This window comes from Solidesulfovibrio sp. C21 (assembly GCF_047785625.1).
In the GTDB taxonomy this organism is placed as follows: Bacteria; Desulfobacterota; Desulfovibrionia; order Desulfovibrionales; family Desulfovibrionaceae; genus Solidesulfovibrio.
This window is the reverse complement of record NZ_JBLODY010000004.1, coordinates 36,506-54,103: the sequence shown is the minus strand read 5'-3', so window position 1 is coordinate 54,103 and position 17,598 is coordinate 36,506. Positions and strand designations below refer to the sequence as shown.

Annotated in this window: 12 protein-coding genes; 6 read left to right on the top strand and 6 right to left on the bottom strand. The window is 65.2% G+C overall.

Annotation, left to right across the window (positions count from 1 at the left end):
- Positions 1-51 precede the first annotated feature (51 nt).
- The 3 genes from ACMZ6R_RS02350 to ACMZ6R_RS02340 all read right to left on the bottom strand — a co-directional run bounded on the left by ACMZ6R_RS02350 (position 52) and on the right by ACMZ6R_RS02340 (position 5,434).
- Positions 52-1,572, bottom strand: coding sequence for an O-antigen ligase family protein (locus tag ACMZ6R_RS02350; protein WP_416109209.1), 1,521 nt, complete (start codon positions 1,570-1,572; stop codon positions 52-54).
- Between the two features lie 107 nt (positions 1,573-1,679).
- Positions 1,680-3,851: a hypothetical protein gene (locus ACMZ6R_RS02345; RefSeq protein WP_416109207.1), complete on the bottom strand. Its 2,172-nt coding sequence runs from the start codon at positions 3,849-3,851 to the stop codon at positions 1,680-1,682.
- Positions 3,852-3,979: 128 nt separating this feature from the next.
- Entirely contained in the window at positions 3,980-5,434 is a 1,455-nt protein-coding gene (locus tag ACMZ6R_RS02340; RefSeq protein ID WP_416109205.1) for an aryl-sulfate sulfotransferase, read from the bottom strand.
- A gap of 216 nt (positions 5,435-5,650) precedes the next feature.
- On the opposite strand from ACMZ6R_RS02340, the gene ACMZ6R_RS02335 reads away from it, so the two are divergent.
- The 6 genes from ACMZ6R_RS02335 (at position 5,651) to ACMZ6R_RS02310 (ending at position 15,716) form a co-directional block, all read left to right on the top strand.
- On the top strand, positions 5,651-7,849 hold the full coding sequence (locus ACMZ6R_RS02335; protein ID WP_416109203.1) for a polysaccharide biosynthesis protein: 2,199 nt from the start codon (positions 5,651-5,653) through the stop codon (positions 7,847-7,849).
- Between the two features lie 187 nt (positions 7,850-8,036).
- The gene (locus ACMZ6R_RS02330; RefSeq protein ID WP_416109201.1) at positions 8,037-10,310 is read left to right on the top strand and encodes an ATP-binding protein; all 2,274 of its coding nucleotides are present in this window, start codon (positions 8,037-8,039) and stop codon (positions 10,308-10,310) included.
- Positions 10,307-10,684: a response regulator gene (locus ACMZ6R_RS02325; protein ID WP_416109200.1), complete on the top strand. Its 378-nt coding sequence runs from the start codon at positions 10,307-10,309 to the stop codon at positions 10,682-10,684. The genes ACMZ6R_RS02330 and ACMZ6R_RS02325 overlap by 4 nt, the downstream gene beginning before the upstream one ends.
- A gap of 12 nt (positions 10,685-10,696) precedes the next feature.
- Complete coding sequence (locus ACMZ6R_RS02320) at positions 10,697-11,818, top strand: HD-GYP domain-containing protein (protein ID WP_416109198.1); 1,122 nt, start codon at positions 10,697-10,699, stop codon at positions 11,816-11,818.
- A complete protein-coding gene (locus ACMZ6R_RS02315; RefSeq protein WP_416109197.1) occupies positions 11,815-14,199 on the top strand; it encodes a PAS domain S-box protein in 2,385 nt (794 codons plus the stop codon). Before ACMZ6R_RS02320 ends, ACMZ6R_RS02315 begins: the two co-directional genes overlap by 4 nt.
- On the top strand, positions 14,196-15,716 hold the full coding sequence (locus tag ACMZ6R_RS02310; RefSeq protein ID WP_416109195.1) for a response regulator: 1,521 nt from the start codon (positions 14,196-14,198) through the stop codon (positions 15,714-15,716). The genes ACMZ6R_RS02315 and ACMZ6R_RS02310 overlap by 4 nt, the downstream gene beginning before the upstream one ends.
- A 115-nt stretch (positions 15,717-15,831) precedes the next feature.
- On the opposite strand, the gene queC is transcribed toward ACMZ6R_RS02310, so the two are convergent.
- Genes queC through ACMZ6R_RS02295 form a run of 3 tightly spaced genes read right to left on the bottom strand, consistent with a single transcriptional unit; the run spans position 15,832 to position 17,544 of the window.
- Positions 15,832-16,527, bottom strand: coding sequence for a 7-cyano-7-deazaguanine synthase QueC (queC, locus tag ACMZ6R_RS02305; RefSeq protein WP_416109193.1), 696 nt, complete (start codon positions 16,525-16,527; stop codon positions 15,832-15,834).
- 10 nt (positions 16,528-16,537) lie between these two features.
- Entirely contained in the window at positions 16,538-17,170 is a 633-nt protein-coding gene (locus ACMZ6R_RS02300) for a 7-carboxy-7-deazaguanine synthase QueE (protein ID WP_416109191.1), read from the bottom strand.
- Positions 17,170-17,544 carry a 6-pyruvoyl trahydropterin synthase family protein gene (locus tag ACMZ6R_RS02295; protein ID WP_416109190.1) on the bottom strand — a complete coding sequence of 125 codons (375 nt, stop codon included), beginning with the start codon at positions 17,542-17,544 and terminating at the stop codon, positions 17,170-17,172. The genes ACMZ6R_RS02300 and ACMZ6R_RS02295 overlap by 1 nt, the downstream gene beginning before the upstream one ends.
- Positions 17,545-17,598 lie beyond the last annotated feature (54 nt).

Genomic DNA, 17,598 nt, shown 5'->3' with positions numbered 1-17,598 from the left:
TCCCCCTGCCGCCGTGCGGGAACCGGGGCAAGTCTCCGGTTCCGGGCAAGGTTAGGCCATGCCTTTCAAAAAACGCCCTTCGGACGGAAGCCGACTGACAACCGAGCCGCCCTGCGCCTCGGCCAGCCGCAAGACCACATCGTAGGCCGCCAGATACAAAAAGACATACCGGGAGACAAACGAGGTCAGGTCGTAGTCCACCAGACCGTGGATGGCCAACTCCGACACCACGGCCGTCAGCGTGGCGAAGAACATGACCAGGGTGAAATCCCTGGAGGCGCGAAAACCGTCCGGCGGCCGCAACAGCCAGACTTCATAGCGGTCAAACACCGGCCTGCTCCGCCAAACGAAGGTAACGATCCAAAAGGCGAGCAGAAACAGGCCGAACACGCCCATGTCGAAGAAAAAAGCCAAATAGAGGTTGTGCACCTCAAAAACCTTGACGTCATAGGTAAATCCGCCCGCGCCAAGTCCGCCTAAAAGCGTGCCCGGCTCCTCGCCCATATCGCGAAACCCCGCCTTCCAGATCTTGAAGCGCGTGGACAGGCCGGTGGCGTCGCTGTCGCTGCTCGACGAGGCCTTCTTCTTGCTGAAAAGCAGTTCGCCGGTATAGCCGAAGCCCACCATGAGCCGGTCGATGTACTCGGGCGAGGTCACGAGGATGCCGATCACCAGCACCCCGACAAAGAGCGTCGTTTTCTTGAGGAACCGCCGGCGGGTCAGGGGATGGACCAGCAAAAAGAGCACCGCCGCGCCGAGAAAGCCGAGCAGCGCCCCACGACTGGCCGGCAGCAGCATGGTGCAGAAAAAATACATCGCGGCCAGGGCCCACACGATGCGACGCCCCCTGGTCCGGGCCAGCACGGCATAGCCGGCGGCCAGGATGCTGGCCACGGCGAGAAGGCCGGCGCTCTGGTTCCAGGATTCGATCCCGCCGGCCCGGATCGTGTAGAAATGCAGTTCGAGGGCGAACTTCGAGGTGAAGTAGCGATGCAGGTCATAGCTGTACGTCGTGGCGGCGATGACGCCCGCCGAGGTCATCAGGGCGCTGGCCATGATCGTTTTAAAAAGGATGTCGGCCTTGCACTCGGTATCCACAAGCAGGACCAGGCAATAGTACAGGGCGACATTGAGAACGAGCCGGAACACATTGGCCAGGCCCCAGTAGAAATGCGGCGTCCAGAGCAAGGTGAGGGTCTCGACGCAGAAAATAAGCAATATGACCGGCAGAAACGATGAAGCCACCTTCAGGCGCTGCTTGTGCAGGGCCGCCTGGCCCAGTATCCCCAGGCAGGTGCAGCCAAGCGGTATGTAATAGGGATAAAAATGGATCTGTAAGGTGTTGACCACCAGGTAAAAGGCGTTGGCGGTCGCGATGATCAGGGTGAACACCGTCACCATCAGCCCGAACAGTGGGCTGACCATGGAGGCTACCCCCAGCGCCAGCACGGCCAGACCGGAAAGGCTGGCCCACCAGGGAACCTCACACAGCGCCGCCGCGACAAGCAGCAGCAGCGCCGCGCTCAGCGCAATGCACGTCCGTTGGATCGATGTTTGCGGGTATGTTGCCAATATTGTAATGCAAAAGGGATGCGAGAGGGGAAACCCTTTTCAAAATGGGTTCTCCCCTCTCGCGCGCTCCCCTTCCTCAAATTTTTACCGCTGCGGCCATGCCCTCACTACGGGGTCGTCGCGCCCGGCGCGGTCCCCCCGCAGTCCTGCGGACACACGCCCTTGGAACGCTCGAAATCGTCGCAGATGCCGTCGCCACATTTGCCGGCCGGCTTGCCGGACACGCCCCCCCCGCCGCCGGACGCACTCATGGGGGCAGCGGGTGCATACGAACTTCCCCCGGATGGTTGACCCGTCGTACTCCCGCAGTCCTGCGCGCACACGCCATGGGACCGCTCGAAGTCGTCGCAGACCCCGTCGCCGCACTTGCCGGCCGGCTTGCCGGACAGGCCCGCCCCGCCGCCGGACGCGCCCATGGGGGCCGCGGGCGCGTGCGAGCTTCCCCCGGACGGTTGGCCCGTCGTAGCCCCGCAGTCCTGCGGGCACACGTCCTTGGAACGTTCGAAATCGTCGCACACGCCGTCGCCGCATTTACCGGCCGGCTTGCCGGACAGGCCCTTCCCCCGGCCCGATGGCACCAGGGGAGCGGCAGGCGCGCCTTGGGGCGCGTGTCCCCGGCAGGCGGCCAGCTCTTCTGGGGTCACCGTGCCGTCGCCGTTGGCGTCGCATTCGCCGCCGGTGTGGCAATAATTGAAATAGGCCAGATCGATCAGGCCGCAGCCCTCAGGCCGGGACGGGCCGGCGTCGCAACGATTTTGCCGGCGCAGCTCGCGGATCGGGTCGCAGGGGCCGGCCCCGGGCGCGGGTTTGTAGGCCGCGATGGCCCGCTCGGCCGCCTTGGCTTCCCCCGAGAACCAAGTGGGCAGCCAATGGTCGCTCGTCCCCGAATCGAGCAGGTCCACGGCGTAGCCCATGATGCCGCCAAGGCTTTTGACGCTATAGCCCAGGGCGGTGATGTAGTTGATTTGCTCCGGGGTCTCCCAGCGGCCGTTTACCGGCGTGCGCTGGGGACTGTTTTCCGCCGCCACCAGGGCCAGCTTACCCTGCCGGACGATGCCCTCCACGGAATGGAGAATGGTGTAGAACTGGTTGACCTCGTGAAAAAGCGGCCTTCCGAAGAGCGGATGCGGGTTGAAGAAAATACCGTCGATGTCCGGCTGTTGCCGGGCGCTGGCCCGGGCCCGGGCATTGAAAAGGAGCACGTGCGCCCCATCGAGCTTTTTGATCAGTCCGGCGTAATAGGCCGTGTCCGAGTCCCGGGCGTGGACGCGGAAGGCGTAGAAATCCATGCCCTTGGCCGTCAGCACCGTGGCCGGGTCGATGCCGCGATCGATGGCCGGGTCCGGAAAGGGCTCCCGGGAAAAGGCGGCCGGGTCGCGCACAAGCTCTTGCGGAGGCGGCGTGCGGAAGCTGGCCAGGGACACGCCGGGATCGTTCCAGGCCCGGCGCAGGGCCGCGTCGGAGCCGTACTTGCGCTTCAACCAATCCCGGAAACGGGCGGTAAAATCCGGCGAATAATCGGTGAACATCATGGGCTTGCGGCCAAGGCCACGGCCGCCGCCGGGCGCGTCGACGACGATGTAGTTGGGACCATAGGCATCCTCGCCGGTGGGTCCCAGGCCGAAGGCCCAGCCAATAAGGGCCGGATGCGTCCGGTAACGCGCGACCAGGGCCGAAAGAAACGGCGTGTAATCGCGGCGCACGGCCAGGCTGCCCATGCTGGGGTTGCCGTAGGCCGTGCCGTAGGCGTCGGTCTCGCACAGGGCGCAACGGGAATGTTCCTGATAGCCCGCGTTGGCGGGAAATCCCTGTTCGGCCAGCCACCACCCGGGCAGGAAGTGGTTGAGGGAGGTCTTGACCACCACCCCGACCCCGCGCGACCGGGCGTAGTCCATGAAGGCATCGAAGGGGGCGAAATCGTAGACCTTGGCGGGATTGGCCGGACGCTTGGCCGCGCCGTCCACATCGCCCCACCAGATGCTCGCCATGACCACCCGCACTCCTTGGGAAACGGCCGTATCGACCACGCGCCGCATGGCCGCGACCCAGCGGGGGGCCCGGTAATCCGGCTGGTTGGGAATCGGATGCCCCTTGGAGGGATAGTAGTAGACCTCGTAAAATCCCGACGCGGGAGCTTCCCGGCCGCCCACGACCAGTTGGGGCAGGCCGTTTACGACGCGCACGGCGCTGTCCGCCGCCAGACTCCCGCCGGGCGCGCCAAGCCCCAGGCAGGACAACGCCGCCACGGCCAACAGGATATGAAAAAACCTCGTGCGCATCACGCTCCTCCGAACCGGTCCCAAGAACGGTTCCCGGCTGGCGTCATGTCCTCGAACGCCATCCCAGTCATTTGCGAGGACAACACGTTCGTGTTTTGCAAGGGGCACACAACCCCTGATACGGCGGTTTAGCCCACGGCAACGGCGAGCTGCTGTTCCAGGGGGACCGAGGTCGAAAAAGCCAGTGAGCCCGGAGAGCCGCTCGAAACGAGTTCCCGCCCCGCCGTCAGGTCCTTGCCCAAAAAGCCGGCAAAATCGTAGCCATACCACACGGCCCGAAACACGTTGTTGGCGCTGCCCTGCCCGTCGCCGGGGATCGCCTGTCCCTGGTTGAGCAGGCCTCTATCGGTGTCGGGATTGACGTATTTCCAGACCACGTTGCCGCCCGAATCCACTTCCTCGAAGGTGCCGGATGCGCCGAGGGTAATAAGCGTATTGCCGCTCGGCAGGCGCTGGGCTCCGGAAACGTAGGCGGAATAGAAATCCGGGTCGTCGTATTGGGGATAGGTCCAGACGATTTCCGGGTCGGCAAAGGAGCCATCCGCCTTCTTCAGGTAATTCCCCTTCTCGTCCACGGGCAGGCGCAGCTCGAGCACGTGGGAATATTCGCCGTCCGGGCACTGCCAGCCGTTGTCGAACACCAGGATATTGCCGGCCCCGGGCAGGCCCCCGGCAATCCACTGGGCGTCGTGCTGGCCGTAGAGAAGCTGCTCCGAGGCGTCGCCGGCGCCTGCGGCCTGGGGATTGCCGAAACGGTAGAGCAGGTCGCCGCCGTGGCTGGAATTCCCGCCGGTATGCCCGGCGGCTTCGGCCGTGGTGGTGCTGTGGTCGATGATCCAGACCTCGTTTAAGGTATGCACGCTGATGAGGATCTGGTCGGTTTGCGCATCGTAGTCCACGGCGTTGACGTGGGTCCAGTCCGGGTCGGCCCCGCCGGTGCCCTTGACCGGCGTGCCGGTGTAATTGATGTCTATACGCTCCGGATGGTCCGCGACCGCGCCGTAGTTGGACAGGCCGGGATTGATGTCCTGGATCAGATGGTCGAAGGCGTGCCATTCCCACACCTTCACGCCGGAGGTGGGGCCCGTCTTCTGGATCTCCACGATGCTGTCGACGAGCAGCCCGTCCGAGGAGAACGCCGCCGAGTCGCGGCCGGCGGCCATGGCTTCGGCCCTCGATTTGTGTTCCCAGGAAATGATGAGCAGGTTGCCGCTTGGCATGACGCAGACGTCATGATGCTGGCTGTAGTCGTCGCCGATGTATTCGTAGCTCCAGACGGGATTGCCGGCCCAGTCGTACTCCTCGATCACGCCTCCCGAAGAGGCGTGGAGCGAAATACTGTATTCGTTGAGATAGGCGATGCCGGTGCGCAACAGGTCGCCGTTGGCCAGAAGATAGGCCGGCCCGGCCGAGGTATAGTCGCTGGTCCAGGCATTGACGACCCGTCCCTGGTTGTCGATCAGATACGTGCCATAGCCGAGCATGGTGCCATAAAGGGTCAGCCCGGCGTCGGAAAAGGCGCTGTTCGTGAAGAGCCCGACAGTCTGGGCATCCACGTTCACGTTGGTTTTCGTATCAGGCATGCTCTTTTTTTAAAGCCAAAACGAGGTCGTGTCACGGGAAAACTGGCTTGACCGGGATCGCCTGACGACGCGGGGACAAGCTCCATCGGCACGTCCCCTGCCGGGGCTCGCCTTGCCGAACCCGCTCGAATTCCCTAAAGACACATTATGCGCATCGGCCTGATACGGACATGCCCGCCAGCAGTCGCCCAACGCGGCATCCCGACGGGCTGACCCATGGAACTGCGCCACTTCCTGCGCCTGCTCTGGCGACGTCGACGGCCGATGTTTTGGGCCTTCGCGCCCCTCTTCCTCGTCCTGGCCACCCTCGCCCTGCTCGCCGAACCCCAATACGTCGCCACGGCCAAGGTCTTCCTCGGCCATTCCCCCAACAAGGCCAGCCTGCTGGCCCAGTTGACCCTGAACTCGACGACGCAAAACGCCGCATCCCTCACCGACACCGAGCGCGACAGCTACGAAACCCTGGCCAACACCGCGCTGGTGTTGCGCCCGCTGATCGACGAAGAGCACCTGACCCGCAAGCGCAAGTCCTTGCAGATTCTCGAGCTCGTGCCCTTCGTGCGCGGGCTCATCGACCGCTTTTGGCCCCGGCTCGGCCGGCGCGACCTGACCTATGAGGAACTGGCCAACAAATCGCTTGTCCACATGCTGTTCCCCCGGCCCTCCATCACGGCGGCCATGGCGGAGGATGCCGACATTCTGGAATTTACCGCCTCGGCCGGGTCCATGGAGCGCTCCATCGCCCTGGCCAACGCCGCCGCCCGGTCGTTTACGGCCCGCGAAAACGCCATGCGCCAGGAAGAATGCCGCGCCATGGCCCAGGCGGCGGCAAACGCCCTGCCCCGGGCCCGGGCCGAGTACGCGAAACGTCTGGCCGCGGAAAGCGCGATACGCCGCCGGGAAAAGGCCGTGGACCTGTCCCAGGAAGCCAAACAGATCGTCACCCGCTCCTTCCTCCTGACCGGCGATCGCGACGCCAACCGCCTCGCCCTGCTCAAGGCCCGGGCCATGGCGGAGAGCGTGGCCGCGCAGCTGGCAGGCCAGCCGCAGCTGAAAAAGGCCACGACCGTCAGCCAGCGCTCGGAGACCGTCGACAGCCTCAAGACGACCCTGCGCGACCTGTACCTGGACAGGGCCTCGGCCCTGACGCGGCTGACCGCCGCCCATCCGGCCGTCAAGGAAATCGAGGCCAAGATCGCCGAGGCCAAGCGCCTGCTCAAAAACGAGGCGCTGCGGGTTTTCGGCTCCGAAACCGCGTCCCAGGGCCAGACATCCCGCTATCTGCACGAGCGTCTGGCCGAATACACGGCCGACCTCGCCGGTTACGAGTCCCAGGACGCGGCCTATGCCACGCTCCTGGCCGAACTGGACAAAACCGTCCGGGCCTATCCCGGCCGTGCGGCCGCCGTGGCCCTGGCCGGCAACCAGGTCAAGGCGGCCCAGACCTTTCTGTCGAGCCTCAGCCAATTGCACAGTGCAGCCGCCCTCGGCCAACACCTGAACCTGTCCCTGGCCCGCATGGCCGAACCGGCCGCCATGCCGGACAAGATCGACGAGCACATACGACCGAGGCTCTCGTTCATGCTGGCCCTGGGCCTTGCCCTGGGCGTGTTTCTGGCCCTGGCCGCAGCGCTTGTGGCCGAGTACGTCGATGCGGCCGTGACGCGTCCGAAGTCGCTGGCCATGGCCGGAGGCTTCCGCCTCCCCGCCGTGCCCCGGGGCGACCTTGGGCCTCGGACCCAGGCATTGCGCCGCCTGCGCGAGGCCCTGTTTTCCGGGAAAGGCACCGACCCGCGTTGCCTCCTGGTCACCGCGCCGTCCCAGACGGACGGCGAAACGTCCCTGGAACTGGCGCTGGGGCTGGCCACGGCCCTGGCCCGAAGCGGCCGGCGGACCGTGCTGGCGGATACTCGCCTGGGCAACGACGCCTCGGGACGGCTGGCCGGCGTCGGCCCGGGGCCGGGACTGGCCGCCGCGCTGGCCGGGGAAACGTCCCTCGAGGAAGCCCTCGCGCCCCAGGCCCAAAAAAACCTGTTCGTGCTGCCGTCCGGCACGCCGCCGCCCTCCCCGCAAGCCGCCGACCGTCTAATTGATGGCCCGCGACTGGACACAGCGCTTTCCCGACTGGCCGAAACCTTCGAGGCCGTGGTCCTTTGCGCCGCGCCTGTGGCAGCCTCGGGCGACGCCTTGCGCCTGGCCCGGTCGGCCGACGCCGTACTTCTGGTCGTCACCCGGGGCCGGACGCCGCGTCCCGCCCTGGCCGTTGCCGCCGCCCGGATGCAGGCCGCCTCGGCCAGGACGCCCCAGATCGTCTATTTCGACGCGCCGCAGGACGCACCCACACGCCGCCAGGGATGGGAGGCGCTTCGAAACCGTTTTTTTCAAAAGCGGCTACGGGAGGGGAAAACCATATAAGCCCCGTCACATGGACATCTTCCTTGGCGATATGGTATTTCCCGTATCCTCCCCCATGGTTGCTTCTCCTTGGAGGATACAAGGATGGATGGCGCTCCCGGCGCCCTCCGTCGCCCGGAAGCGATGGACATGCGGAGGCGTGACAAATACGCCCAATCCTGGGCTCGGGCCGTAATGAGGATTACCCATGAAAGCCTTTTTCTCCGGCTCCATTCACAAAAACCTGACCTTCCTCGTCTTGCTGGTCGCCCTGCCGGCCATGGCGCTCGGCGCCTACACCATGTTCGAAAGCCGCCTGCACGCCGAGCGGGACGCCCGGCAAAATACGATGAACCTCCTGCGCAGCCTGACGTCCATGCAGACCGGCATCGTCAGCGAGGCCAAGCTGCTGCTCACGACCCTGGGGCATCTCCCCGAAGTGGAAATCGGCTACCGGGCAGCCTGCAACCAGCGTTTCACCGTGCTGCTCGGTGAGCATCCCGAGTTGTCCAACATCTTTCTGACCAACCAGGCCGGCATCGTCATCGCTTCGGGCCTGCCTGCCTTTCTCGGCAAGGACCTCTCAGACCGGTTTTATTTCAAGGAAGCCATGGCCAGCCGGAACTTCAGCGCGGGAGTTTTCAATGTCGGACGGGCCTCGGGTCTGCCCATCCAAGTCTTCACCCTCCCCGTCGGGGACGGGGAATCGCGGTATGTCGGCGTCATCGGCGATTCCTTCAAGCTGCAATTCTATCACAAGTTCCTCGACAGGCTGGATGTGCCGCCCCAGGCCCGGGTGGGCCTTTATGACCGCAACGGCCTGCGCATGCTGTCCTATCCGTCCGACAAGGCGCGCCCCCTGGGGGCCCCCCTGGATGCGGACCTGTGGCGGCGCATTGCCGATGCGCCCGCGGACGAAGGGATACTCGACGACCACCGGCAGGACGGACAACGGGACCTGGTGGCCTATGCCCGGCTGCGTCTGCGATCCACGGAGCCGCCCTACGCGACCATCGTCGTTTCCATGGACTGGCAGGATGCCTTCCGGGAGGCGCGCAATCGTTTTATCCGCTCCATGGCGCTGATGGCCCTGGTGGTGGCGGTGACGCTGCTCGTGGCTTGGCGCATGGGCCGGGTGGCGGTTCTGGCCGGCCTCGACAGCCTCATGGACGCGTCGGACCGCCTGGGCAAGGGGGACCTGGCCGCCCGGGCCCAGGCCGATTCCGGCAGTCTGGAGATCCGGCGGCTTGCCGCGACATTTAACGGCATGGCCCAGGGCCTCGAGACGCGGGCGGAGCAGTTGCGGCTGCGCGACCGGGAACTGGCCAAAATACAAAATCTGCTCAACAACATCCTCGAATCCATGCCCTCGGCCATCATCGCCCTGGACGAAGAAGGGCTCGTGACCCATTTCAACGGCAGCGCCCAGGCCATGTGCGCCCTGTCGCCGGAAAAGGCCATGGGCCGCCCGCCGACCGATGTCCTGCCGCTGCTGTCGGCCCATCTGGACAAGCTGCAACTGGCCCTGCGCCAGCGGCAAGTCCAGCGCGTGGAGCACGAGCGCCTGCGTGTCGACGGTGTGGAGCACCTCTTCGACCTCCAGTTCTATCCGCTCGTGGCCAATGGCGTAAACGGCGCGGTCATCCGCCTCGACGACGTCACGGAACGCGAACGCCTGCGCGAAATGATGATCCAATCGGAAAAGATGGCTTCGGTCGGGGGACTGGCCGCCGGCATGGCCCACGAGATCAACAACCCGCTCAGTTCCATCCTCCAGGCGGCCCAGGTCTGCCTCATGCAGTGCGACCCCGCCATCGAGGCCAACCGCAAGGCCGCAATGGAGTGCGACTGCACCATCGAGGCCGTGGGTTGCTACATGGAGCGGCGGCGCATCGTGAAATTCCTGGAAGGCATCCGGGACGCGGGCAAACGGGCGGCCCAGATCGTGTCCAGCATGCTGGAATTCTCCCGCAAGAGCGACTCGCGCCGAAGCCCTGCGGACATAAACGCCGTGCTGGAGCACAGCCTGGCCCTGGCCGCCACGGATTACGATCTGAAAAAGAAATACGATTTCCGGCACATCGACATCATCCGGGACTATGCCCCCGACCTCCCGGAAATCCAATGCATCCGGACCGAAGTCGAGCAGGTCCTGCTCAACCTGTTCAAAAACGCCGCCCAGGCCATGTCCGCCAATCCCGCCCCCGGCCGCAAGCCGGCCATCACCGTGCGGACCCGGCTTCGGGACGACCATGTGCGCATCGAGGTGGGCGACAACGGCCCAGGTATGGAGGAATTCGTCCGCACCCGGGTTTTCGAACCCTTCTTCACCACCAAGGAGCCTGGCGAGGGCACGGGGCTCGGGCTGTCCGTTTCCTATTTCATTATCACCACCAACCACGGCGGCACGATCCGGGTGGACTCCCAACCGGGGCAGGGCGCCACCTTCATCATCGAACTGCCGCTTGCGGGGCGCGCATGACCGGCCATCCCATCACCATTCTCGTCGTCGACGACGAGGAGACCATCCGCGACAGCCTGCAGATTTTCCTGGAGGCCCGGGGATGGGACGTGCTGACGGCGGCAAGCGCGGAGCAGGCCCTGGAGGTCCTGGCCAGCCGGCCCTTGGACGCCGCCATCGTGGACATCCGCCTGCCGGGCCAAAGCGGCGACGCCATGATCCTCGCCGCCTCCCCGCGCTATCCCGCCGTGAAATGGGTCATCTGCACCGGCTCCATGGAATTCGCCCCCGGGCCCGAACTGACCGCCGTTGGCGTGACGGCGCAGGACGTTTTCACCAAACCCGTCGCCGATATGGGGCTGCTCGCGGACCGACTCGAGCAGCTGCTGCGATAAAGGACATCGCCCATGACCGCCGCCTCCGTCCGCATCCTGACCATCGACGACGAGGACATGATCCGGGAGACCATTGCCGTCTACCTGGAAAACAGGGGGTTTACCGTCTTCGAGGCCGCCAACGGCCGGGAAGGGCTGGAACGGTTTCTCGTCGAGCGCCCCGATCTGGTCCTGGTGGATTTGCGCATGCCGGAAATGGACGGCCTGGACGTCCTGGCCAGGATACGGGACATCTCCCCGGACACCCCGACCATCGTGGTCTCGGGCACGGGGATTTTAAAGGACGCCATCGAGGCCATCAAGCGCGGCGCCTGGGACTATGTGACCAAACCCATCCAGGACATGGCGGTCCTGGGGCTGGCCATGGACAAGGCCCTGGAACGGGCCAGGCTGTTGCGCGAAAACAAGGCCTACCAGGAGAATCTCGAGGCCCTGGTGCACGAGCGAACGGCCGAGGTGGAAAACACCCGCCGCCAGATCATGCAGCGCCTCAGCCGCGCCGCCGAGTTCAAGGACAACGAGACCGGCCGGCATGTCGTTCGCGTGGGCGAGATCAGCGCCCTGATCGGGCGGGCCGTGGGCCTTTCCCCGATAGAATGCGACATGCTGCGGGAATGTGCCCCCCTACACGACCTCGGCAAGATCGGCATCCCCGACGCCATCCTGCTCAAACCCGGCCCGCTGACGTCCGAGGAGTGGGAAGTCATGAAACGCCACTGCCTGTTCGGCTGCGAAATTCTCGGTCCGCTCGGCAGCCTGAAGGATGCCAAGGCCTGGTGCTCGGACCCTCTGGCGCCGACGCGCGGCATGGACCACAATCCACTGCTCAACCTGGCCAGGACCCTGGCCCTGCTGCATCACGAACGCTGGGACGGCCAGGGGTATCCCTTTGGCCTGCACGGGGAGGACATCCCCCTCGAAGCGCGCATTGTGGCCGTGGTGGACGTCTACGATGCCCTGCGAAGCTCTCGGGCCTACAAAGAAGCCTTTTCGGTGGAGGCAAGCCTGGAAATTCTGCGCCGGGGGGCCGGGACCCAGTTCGATCCGCAGATCGTGGAGGTCTTTTTCGCGCATCTCGAGGCCATCCGGGACATCCGCAACAAGTGGAAGGACGAGGAGGAGAAGGGAGCATGACCGAAAAAAAAGACGCAGGCCGACCGCAGCCCCTCGGCGTCCCGTCCGGCCGGGAAACGGGCGCACCCGCCGCGTCGTCCCCCTACGTTCGGGACGAACTGGCGCTTTTCCACGCCCTGCTGGATCGCGCCAACGATCCCATCTTCCTGGTGGATACCCATTCCGGGGTGCTGCTCGAGGCCAATCAGGCCGCCATCGATCTGCTGGGGCTCAGCAAGGTGGACCAGGCCTGGAGATCCCTGCTCCAAAACTTCAGCGTGGTCCGGCACGCCCCGCTGTCCCAGGGGCTCGACGACGTTCCCGAAGGGGAAACCCACGAAGTCGCCTACACCGACCGGTCGGGCGTCAGGCGGTTGTTCGAGCTGACGCTCAGCACCATGCGCATCGACGACCATCGCTACACCGTGGGCGTGGCCCGCGACATCACCACGCGCAAGGAGACCGAATGCGCCCTGCGCCACCGGGAACAACAGCTGCGGACGTTTTTCGAGACCGCGCCGGTCGGCATCTTCACCACCACGACGTCGGGACGCCACCTGTTTTCCAATGCGGCCAACGCGCGCATCCATGGCTACGATTCCCCGGAGGCGTTCCAGCAGGCCATCGGAGAGGAGGTCGTCAGCCTCTATGCCGATCCCGACGAACGCAAGGAATTCCTGGAACGGCTCAAGCGCGACGGCGCGGTGGAAAGCTTCGAAACCCGGCACAGGAAAAAAGACGGCTCCATCATCTGGATCGCCGTCTGGGCCCAGCTGGGCCGGACTTCGGATGACGGGGAGGGGCACATCGAAGGATTTTGCATCGACATCACCGAGCGCAAGAAAGCCGTGCAGGAAATCCGGGAGGCCAGGGAATACCTCAACAGCATCGTCAACACCATCGGTGATCCGATATTCGTGAAAAACGAGCAACATCGTTTCATGCTGGCCAACGACGCCCTGTGCGCGCTCATCGGACGTCCCCGGGAGGAAATCCTGGGCCGTACGGACACGGATTTCTTTCCCCAGGATCAGGTGGAGACCTTCTGGAAGGTGGACGATCTGCTGCTCGCCACCGGCCTGGAAAACGTCAGCGAAGAGGTCATCACCGCCGGAGGCGGGGAAATCCGGACCATTGTCACCAAGAAAACACGCTATGTCGATGCGCTGGGCCAGAAAAGCGTGGTCGGCGTCATCCGCGACATCACCGAACGCAAGCGGATGGAGCGCAGCCTCGAAGCCTCGGAGGAGAAATTCCGCAACATCGTGGAATCCTCGCCCACGGCCATGTTTTTTTACCACCTGGAACCGGACGACAGGCTGCTTCTGACCGGGGCCAACCCGGCGGCCGACGCCCTTATGGGCCTCCAGCACCAGACCTTTATCGGCAGGCCCCTGGAAGACGTGTTTCCAGGCCTCGCCCGCACGCCCTACCCCGCCCTGTACCGGCAGGTGGCCCGGGGAAGCCTCGGCGCCCAGGCCTACGAAGCCCCGTATCAGGACAACCGCCTGTCGGGACACCATGACGTCCGCGTCTTTCGCACCGGCCCGGACGCCGTTGTCGTGGATATCCTCGACGTCACCGAGCGCCTGCGGCTGCAGGAAATGATGATCCAGTCGGAAAAGATGGCCTCGGTGGGGGGGCTGGCCGCCGGCATGGCCCACGAGATCAACAACCCCCTCAGCTCCATCCTCCAGGCGGCCCAGGTCTGCCTCATGCAGCTCGATCCCGCCCTGCCCGCCAACCAGGAAGGTGCGGTTGCGTGCGGTTGCAGCATCGAGGCCGTGCGCTGTTACCTCGAGAAACGCCGCGTGTTCAAATTTCTCGCGGGCATCCAGGAGGCCGGCAAACGCGCGGCAACCATCGTCGCCAGCATGCTGGAGTTCTCCCGCAAAAGCGAATCCCGGCGGGCCCCGGCCGACATCAACGCCGTCCTGGAGAGAAGCGTGGAGCTGGCCTCCACGGATTACGATCTGAAAAAGAACTACGATTTCCGCCATATCAACATCATACGCCGCTATGCCGAGGGCCTGCCCGAAGTCACCTGCACGCGCACCGAGATCGAGCAGGTGATCCTGAACCTCTTGAAAAACGCCGCCCAGGCCATGGCCGGCCATCCACCGGCCGGGGGCGCGCCGACCATCGTTCTCGGGACGTCGCGGACCGATACGGGGGTGCGCATCGAGGTGACCGACAACGGCCCGGGCATGGCCGATCCGGTGCGCCGCCGGGTGTTCGAGCCGTTTTTCACCACCAAGGAGCCGGGGCTCGGCACCGGGCTCGGGCTGGCCGTGTCCTACTTCATCATCACCGCCAATCACGGCGGGGCCATCCGCGTGGAATCCGAGCCAGGCAAGGGCGCCACCTTCATCATCGAACTGCCTGTGGAGCGGTGGCCATGAGCGCGCGGCGGCCGACGCTTCTGACCATCGACGACGAGGACATGATCCGCGAGACCATCGCCGTCTATATGGAAAACCGGGGGTTCACCGTGTTCGAGGCCCCGGACGGCCGCCGTGGGCTGGAGATGTTTCTGGAAAAGCGGCCCGATCTGGTCCTGGTCGATCTGCGCATGCCGGAAATGGACGGGCTGGAAGTCCTGGCCAGACTCCGGGACATCGCGCCGGACACGCCGACCATCGTGGTTTCCGGCACCGGGGTCCTGCAAGACGCCGTCGAGGCCGTCAAACGCGGGGCCTGGGATTACATCGTCAAACCCATCCAGGACATGGCCATCCTGGGGCTGGCCGTGGACAAGGCCCTGGAACGGGCCGACCTGAAGCGGGCCGTGCGCCAGGCCGAACAGCGCTACTCCAGTCTGGTGCAAAACATCCCGCTGCTCATCTTCAGTCTGACCGAGGGACTGCGCCTGGAATTCGTCAACCAGGGCTGCCGGACGCTTTTGGGCTACACCCAGGAGGAGGCCCTGGCCGAACCGGACTGGCTGCTGCGGCGCATCGATCCCGAACAGCGCGACTGGGTGCGCGGAAAGCTCGAAGAATGTCTGGGCGATTGTTCCCGGTCCTTTTCCCGCCAGTGCAAGCTGCGCCACAAAAGCGGCCGGACCGTGCACGGCGTGCTCAAATCCATCCCGGTTTCCAGTTGCGCCGGCCACGAGCCCCGGTTGCGGGTCGAAGGCTGCATCATGGACATCGGCGACCGTATGCTTCTGGAGAAGGTGCTCGTCCAAAAAGAAAAGATCCACACCCTGGGGGCCATTTCCGCCGAAGTGGCCCATGAGATCCGCAATCCCCTCATGGCCATCGGCGGGTTCGCCAAGCGGCTGACGCGAAAAATGCCGGAGCTCAAGGAAGCCGCCATCATCCTGGAGGAAGCAGGCCGGCTGGAGCGTTTCGTCAATCGCATCCGGGACTATCTCAATCCGGTGCGCCAGCATCCGGTGCCGGTGGTCGTGGCCGACGTGGTGCGCGACTGTCTGGCGCTGCTGGCGCCGGAACTGACGGGGGCTGGCGTGACGCCCCGTCTCGACCTGGAGGCGGCGGCCGTCGTGGTCCGGGAGGACCCGGACATCCTGTCCCAAGTGGTGATAAACCTCATCCGCTGCACCGTGACCGCCTTGCCGCCCCGGGGGAGCATGTGGCTGACCGCCCGTTGCGGCGAGGGGTTCGTCCATCTGGAGATCGGCGGGGATCAGGCCCACCCCGTGGCGGATGCGGAAAAGGTCTTTTTGCCGTTCGACGCGGGCGGGGACACGATCGGGCTACCGGTCTGCTTCCGTCTCATGCGCAGCATGGGCGGGGCGTTGCGGTTCGAGCAGCAAGACGGCAGGGGGTGGTTTACCATGTCGGTGATGACGGCCGAGACCCGGCAGGCGGCGAACGGAGCTGACGCGGCCGGCGGAGATGCGACGGCAGCCGGGGATGCGGCGATTCACGCGCCAGAAGCGGAAACGCGATAGTTGCGTGCGCTCGCCGCCGACAACGTCGATCCCCGCGCCCGGTTCCGACACGCCGTCCCGCTCGTTTTCGGAGAACCTTTCGAAGGGCAAGGTTTCCCCAGGGTTCATTCCCCGCTCACCGATATCGCGTGGGGTCGGGAACGCCGGCCTCGGCAAAGCCCTTCTTGCGCAAAAGGCAGCTGTCGCAACGCCCGCAGGCAAGGCCCGAAGGATCGGGGTCGTAGCAGGAGTGGGTGAGCCCGTAATCCACGCCGAGCCGCGTGCCCAGGCGCACGATGTCGGCCTTGGTCAGGTGCAGAAGCGGCGTGTGGATGGTGATGTGCAGGTGCCCTTCCACCGCCTCCTTGACGGCCAGGTTGGCCATGGCCTCGAAAGCGGCCACGAATTCCGGCCGGCAGTCCGGATAGCCGGAATAATCCAGGGCGTTGACGCCGATATAGATGTCCTGCGCGCCGAGCACCTCGGCCCAGCCCAGGGCCATGGACAGGAAGATGGTATTGCGCGCCGGCACGTAGGTGACCGGGATCTCCGCCTCCATGGCGGCCACGTCGCGGTCCTTGGGCACGGCGATATCGGCCGTCAGCGCCGAGCCGCCTATGGCCCCGAGCGGCAGGGGCAAAACGAGATGGGCGGTGACGTTCATGGCCTCGGCCACGCGTTTTGCCGCCTGAAGTTCCACTTCGTGGCGCTGGCCGTAGGCAAAGCTTAGGGCGCAGGGCGAAAACCCCTGTTCGCGGGCCACGGCCAGGCAGGTCGTGGAATCGAGCCCGCCCGAAAAAAGCACCACCGCCTTTTTTCCCGGCGTCGTCATATCGCGTTCCTCATACGCCCCGGGCGTCGGGGCTCCAGATGTATTTGTGCAGTTGCAAGGCCAGCCTTGCCCGGGACGCGTCGGCCACCAGCCAGGCAGCCAGTTCGGCGGGATCGAGCCGGCCGGAAACGGGTGAAAAATGGACGATGTTGCCGGCCGGCACGCGGCGGGCCACTTCCCGGGCAAAACAGTAATCCTCGCGCCCGGCCAACACGAACTTGACCTCGTCGCGGGGCCGCAGCCGGTCCAGGTTGGCGTAGTCGTTTTTCCCCTCCATACCGCTGCCCGGACATTTGACGTCCATGACCGCGATCACCCGGGGATCGAGAACGCCGATGTCCAGGCTGCCGTTGGTCTCGACCAGTACGGTCGCCCCGACGTCGGCCAGAGCGGCGGCCAGCACCGGCGTTTGCGGGTCCAGAAGCGGCTCCCCGCCGGTCAGCTCCACGAGCGGCAGCCCGAGGGCCAGAAGCTTTTGCCGCGCCTCGTCCAGGGACATGGTCGTAAACGAGGCGGACGCGTAGCGCGTGTCGCACCAGGAACAGTCCAGATTGCAGCCGGACAGGCGCAAAAAGGCGCAGGGATAGCCGGCATGGCTCGACTCGCCCTGGATGCTGGCGAAAATTTCGTGGACCTTGAGCATCAGACGTCTTCCGTATAGCTGGCCACAAGCCCCTTGCTTTCCTCCACTGTCACCCGCGCCAGATGCACCCGGTCGTCTTCCAGCCGGGGGCGCACTTCTCCGAATATCCAGGCCGCGATGACCTCGGCCGTGGGCGGCGAAAGTTCGGGAATGTCGTTCAAGCAGGCGTGGTCGAGCCGGGCGAAAACCGCGTCCAACGCGGCGCGAACGTCCAGGAAATCGGCCACCATGCCGTGCTCAAGGCGTGTCGCGACAAGGTGGAGCGTGACCGCGAAGTTGTGGCCGTGCATGGACGCGCAGGGTCCGGGATAGCCGGGGAGCCTGTGGGCGGCGCTGAAGGAACCGGAAACGGTGATGGCGTAGGTACCGGGCATGGACGTTCTCCCCCAAGACGTTGAACATGAAGGGCAGGCACGGTAGGAAGGCCT

What these genes read in the sequence shown, in the direction of transcription:
- ACMZ6R_RS02345 (WP_416109207.1), bottom strand. Translation starts at nt 3,851, where the DNA reads ATGCGCACGAGGTTTTTTCATATCCTGTTGGCCGTGGCGGCGTTGTCC.
- ACMZ6R_RS02340 (WP_416109205.1), bottom strand. Translation starts at nt 5,434, where the DNA reads ATGCCTGATACGAAAACCAACGTGAACGTGGATGCCCAGACTGTCGGG.
- ACMZ6R_RS02335 (WP_416109203.1), top strand. Translation starts at nt 5,651, where the DNA reads ATGGAACTGCGCCACTTCCTGCGCCTGCTCTGGCGACGTCGACGGCCG.
- ACMZ6R_RS02330 (WP_416109201.1), top strand. Translation starts at nt 8,037, where the DNA reads ATGAAAGCCTTTTTCTCCGGCTCCATTCACAAAAACCTGACCTTCCTC.
- ACMZ6R_RS02325 (WP_416109200.1), top strand. Translation starts at nt 10,307, where the DNA reads ATGACCGGCCATCCCATCACCATTCTCGTCGTCGACGACGAGGAGACC.
- ACMZ6R_RS02320 (WP_416109198.1), top strand. Translation starts at nt 10,697, where the DNA reads ATGACCGCCGCCTCCGTCCGCATCCTGACCATCGACGACGAGGACATG.
- ACMZ6R_RS02315 (WP_416109197.1), top strand. Translation starts at nt 11,815, where the DNA reads ATGACCGAAAAAAAAGACGCAGGCCGACCGCAGCCCCTCGGCGTCCCG.
- ACMZ6R_RS02310 (WP_416109195.1), top strand. Translation starts at nt 14,196, where the DNA reads ATGAGCGCGCGGCGGCCGACGCTTCTGACCATCGACGACGAGGACATG.
- queC (WP_416109193.1), bottom strand. Translation starts at nt 16,527, where the DNA reads ATGACGACGCCGGGAAAAAAGGCGGTGGTGCTTTTTTCGGGCGGGCTC.
- ACMZ6R_RS02300 (WP_416109191.1), bottom strand. Translation starts at nt 17,170, where the DNA reads ATGCTCAAGGTCCACGAAATTTTCGCCAGCATCCAGGGCGAGTCGAGC.
- ACMZ6R_RS02295 (WP_416109190.1), bottom strand. Translation starts at nt 17,544, where the DNA reads ATGCCCGGTACCTACGCCATCACCGTTTCCGGTTCCTTCAGCGCCGCC.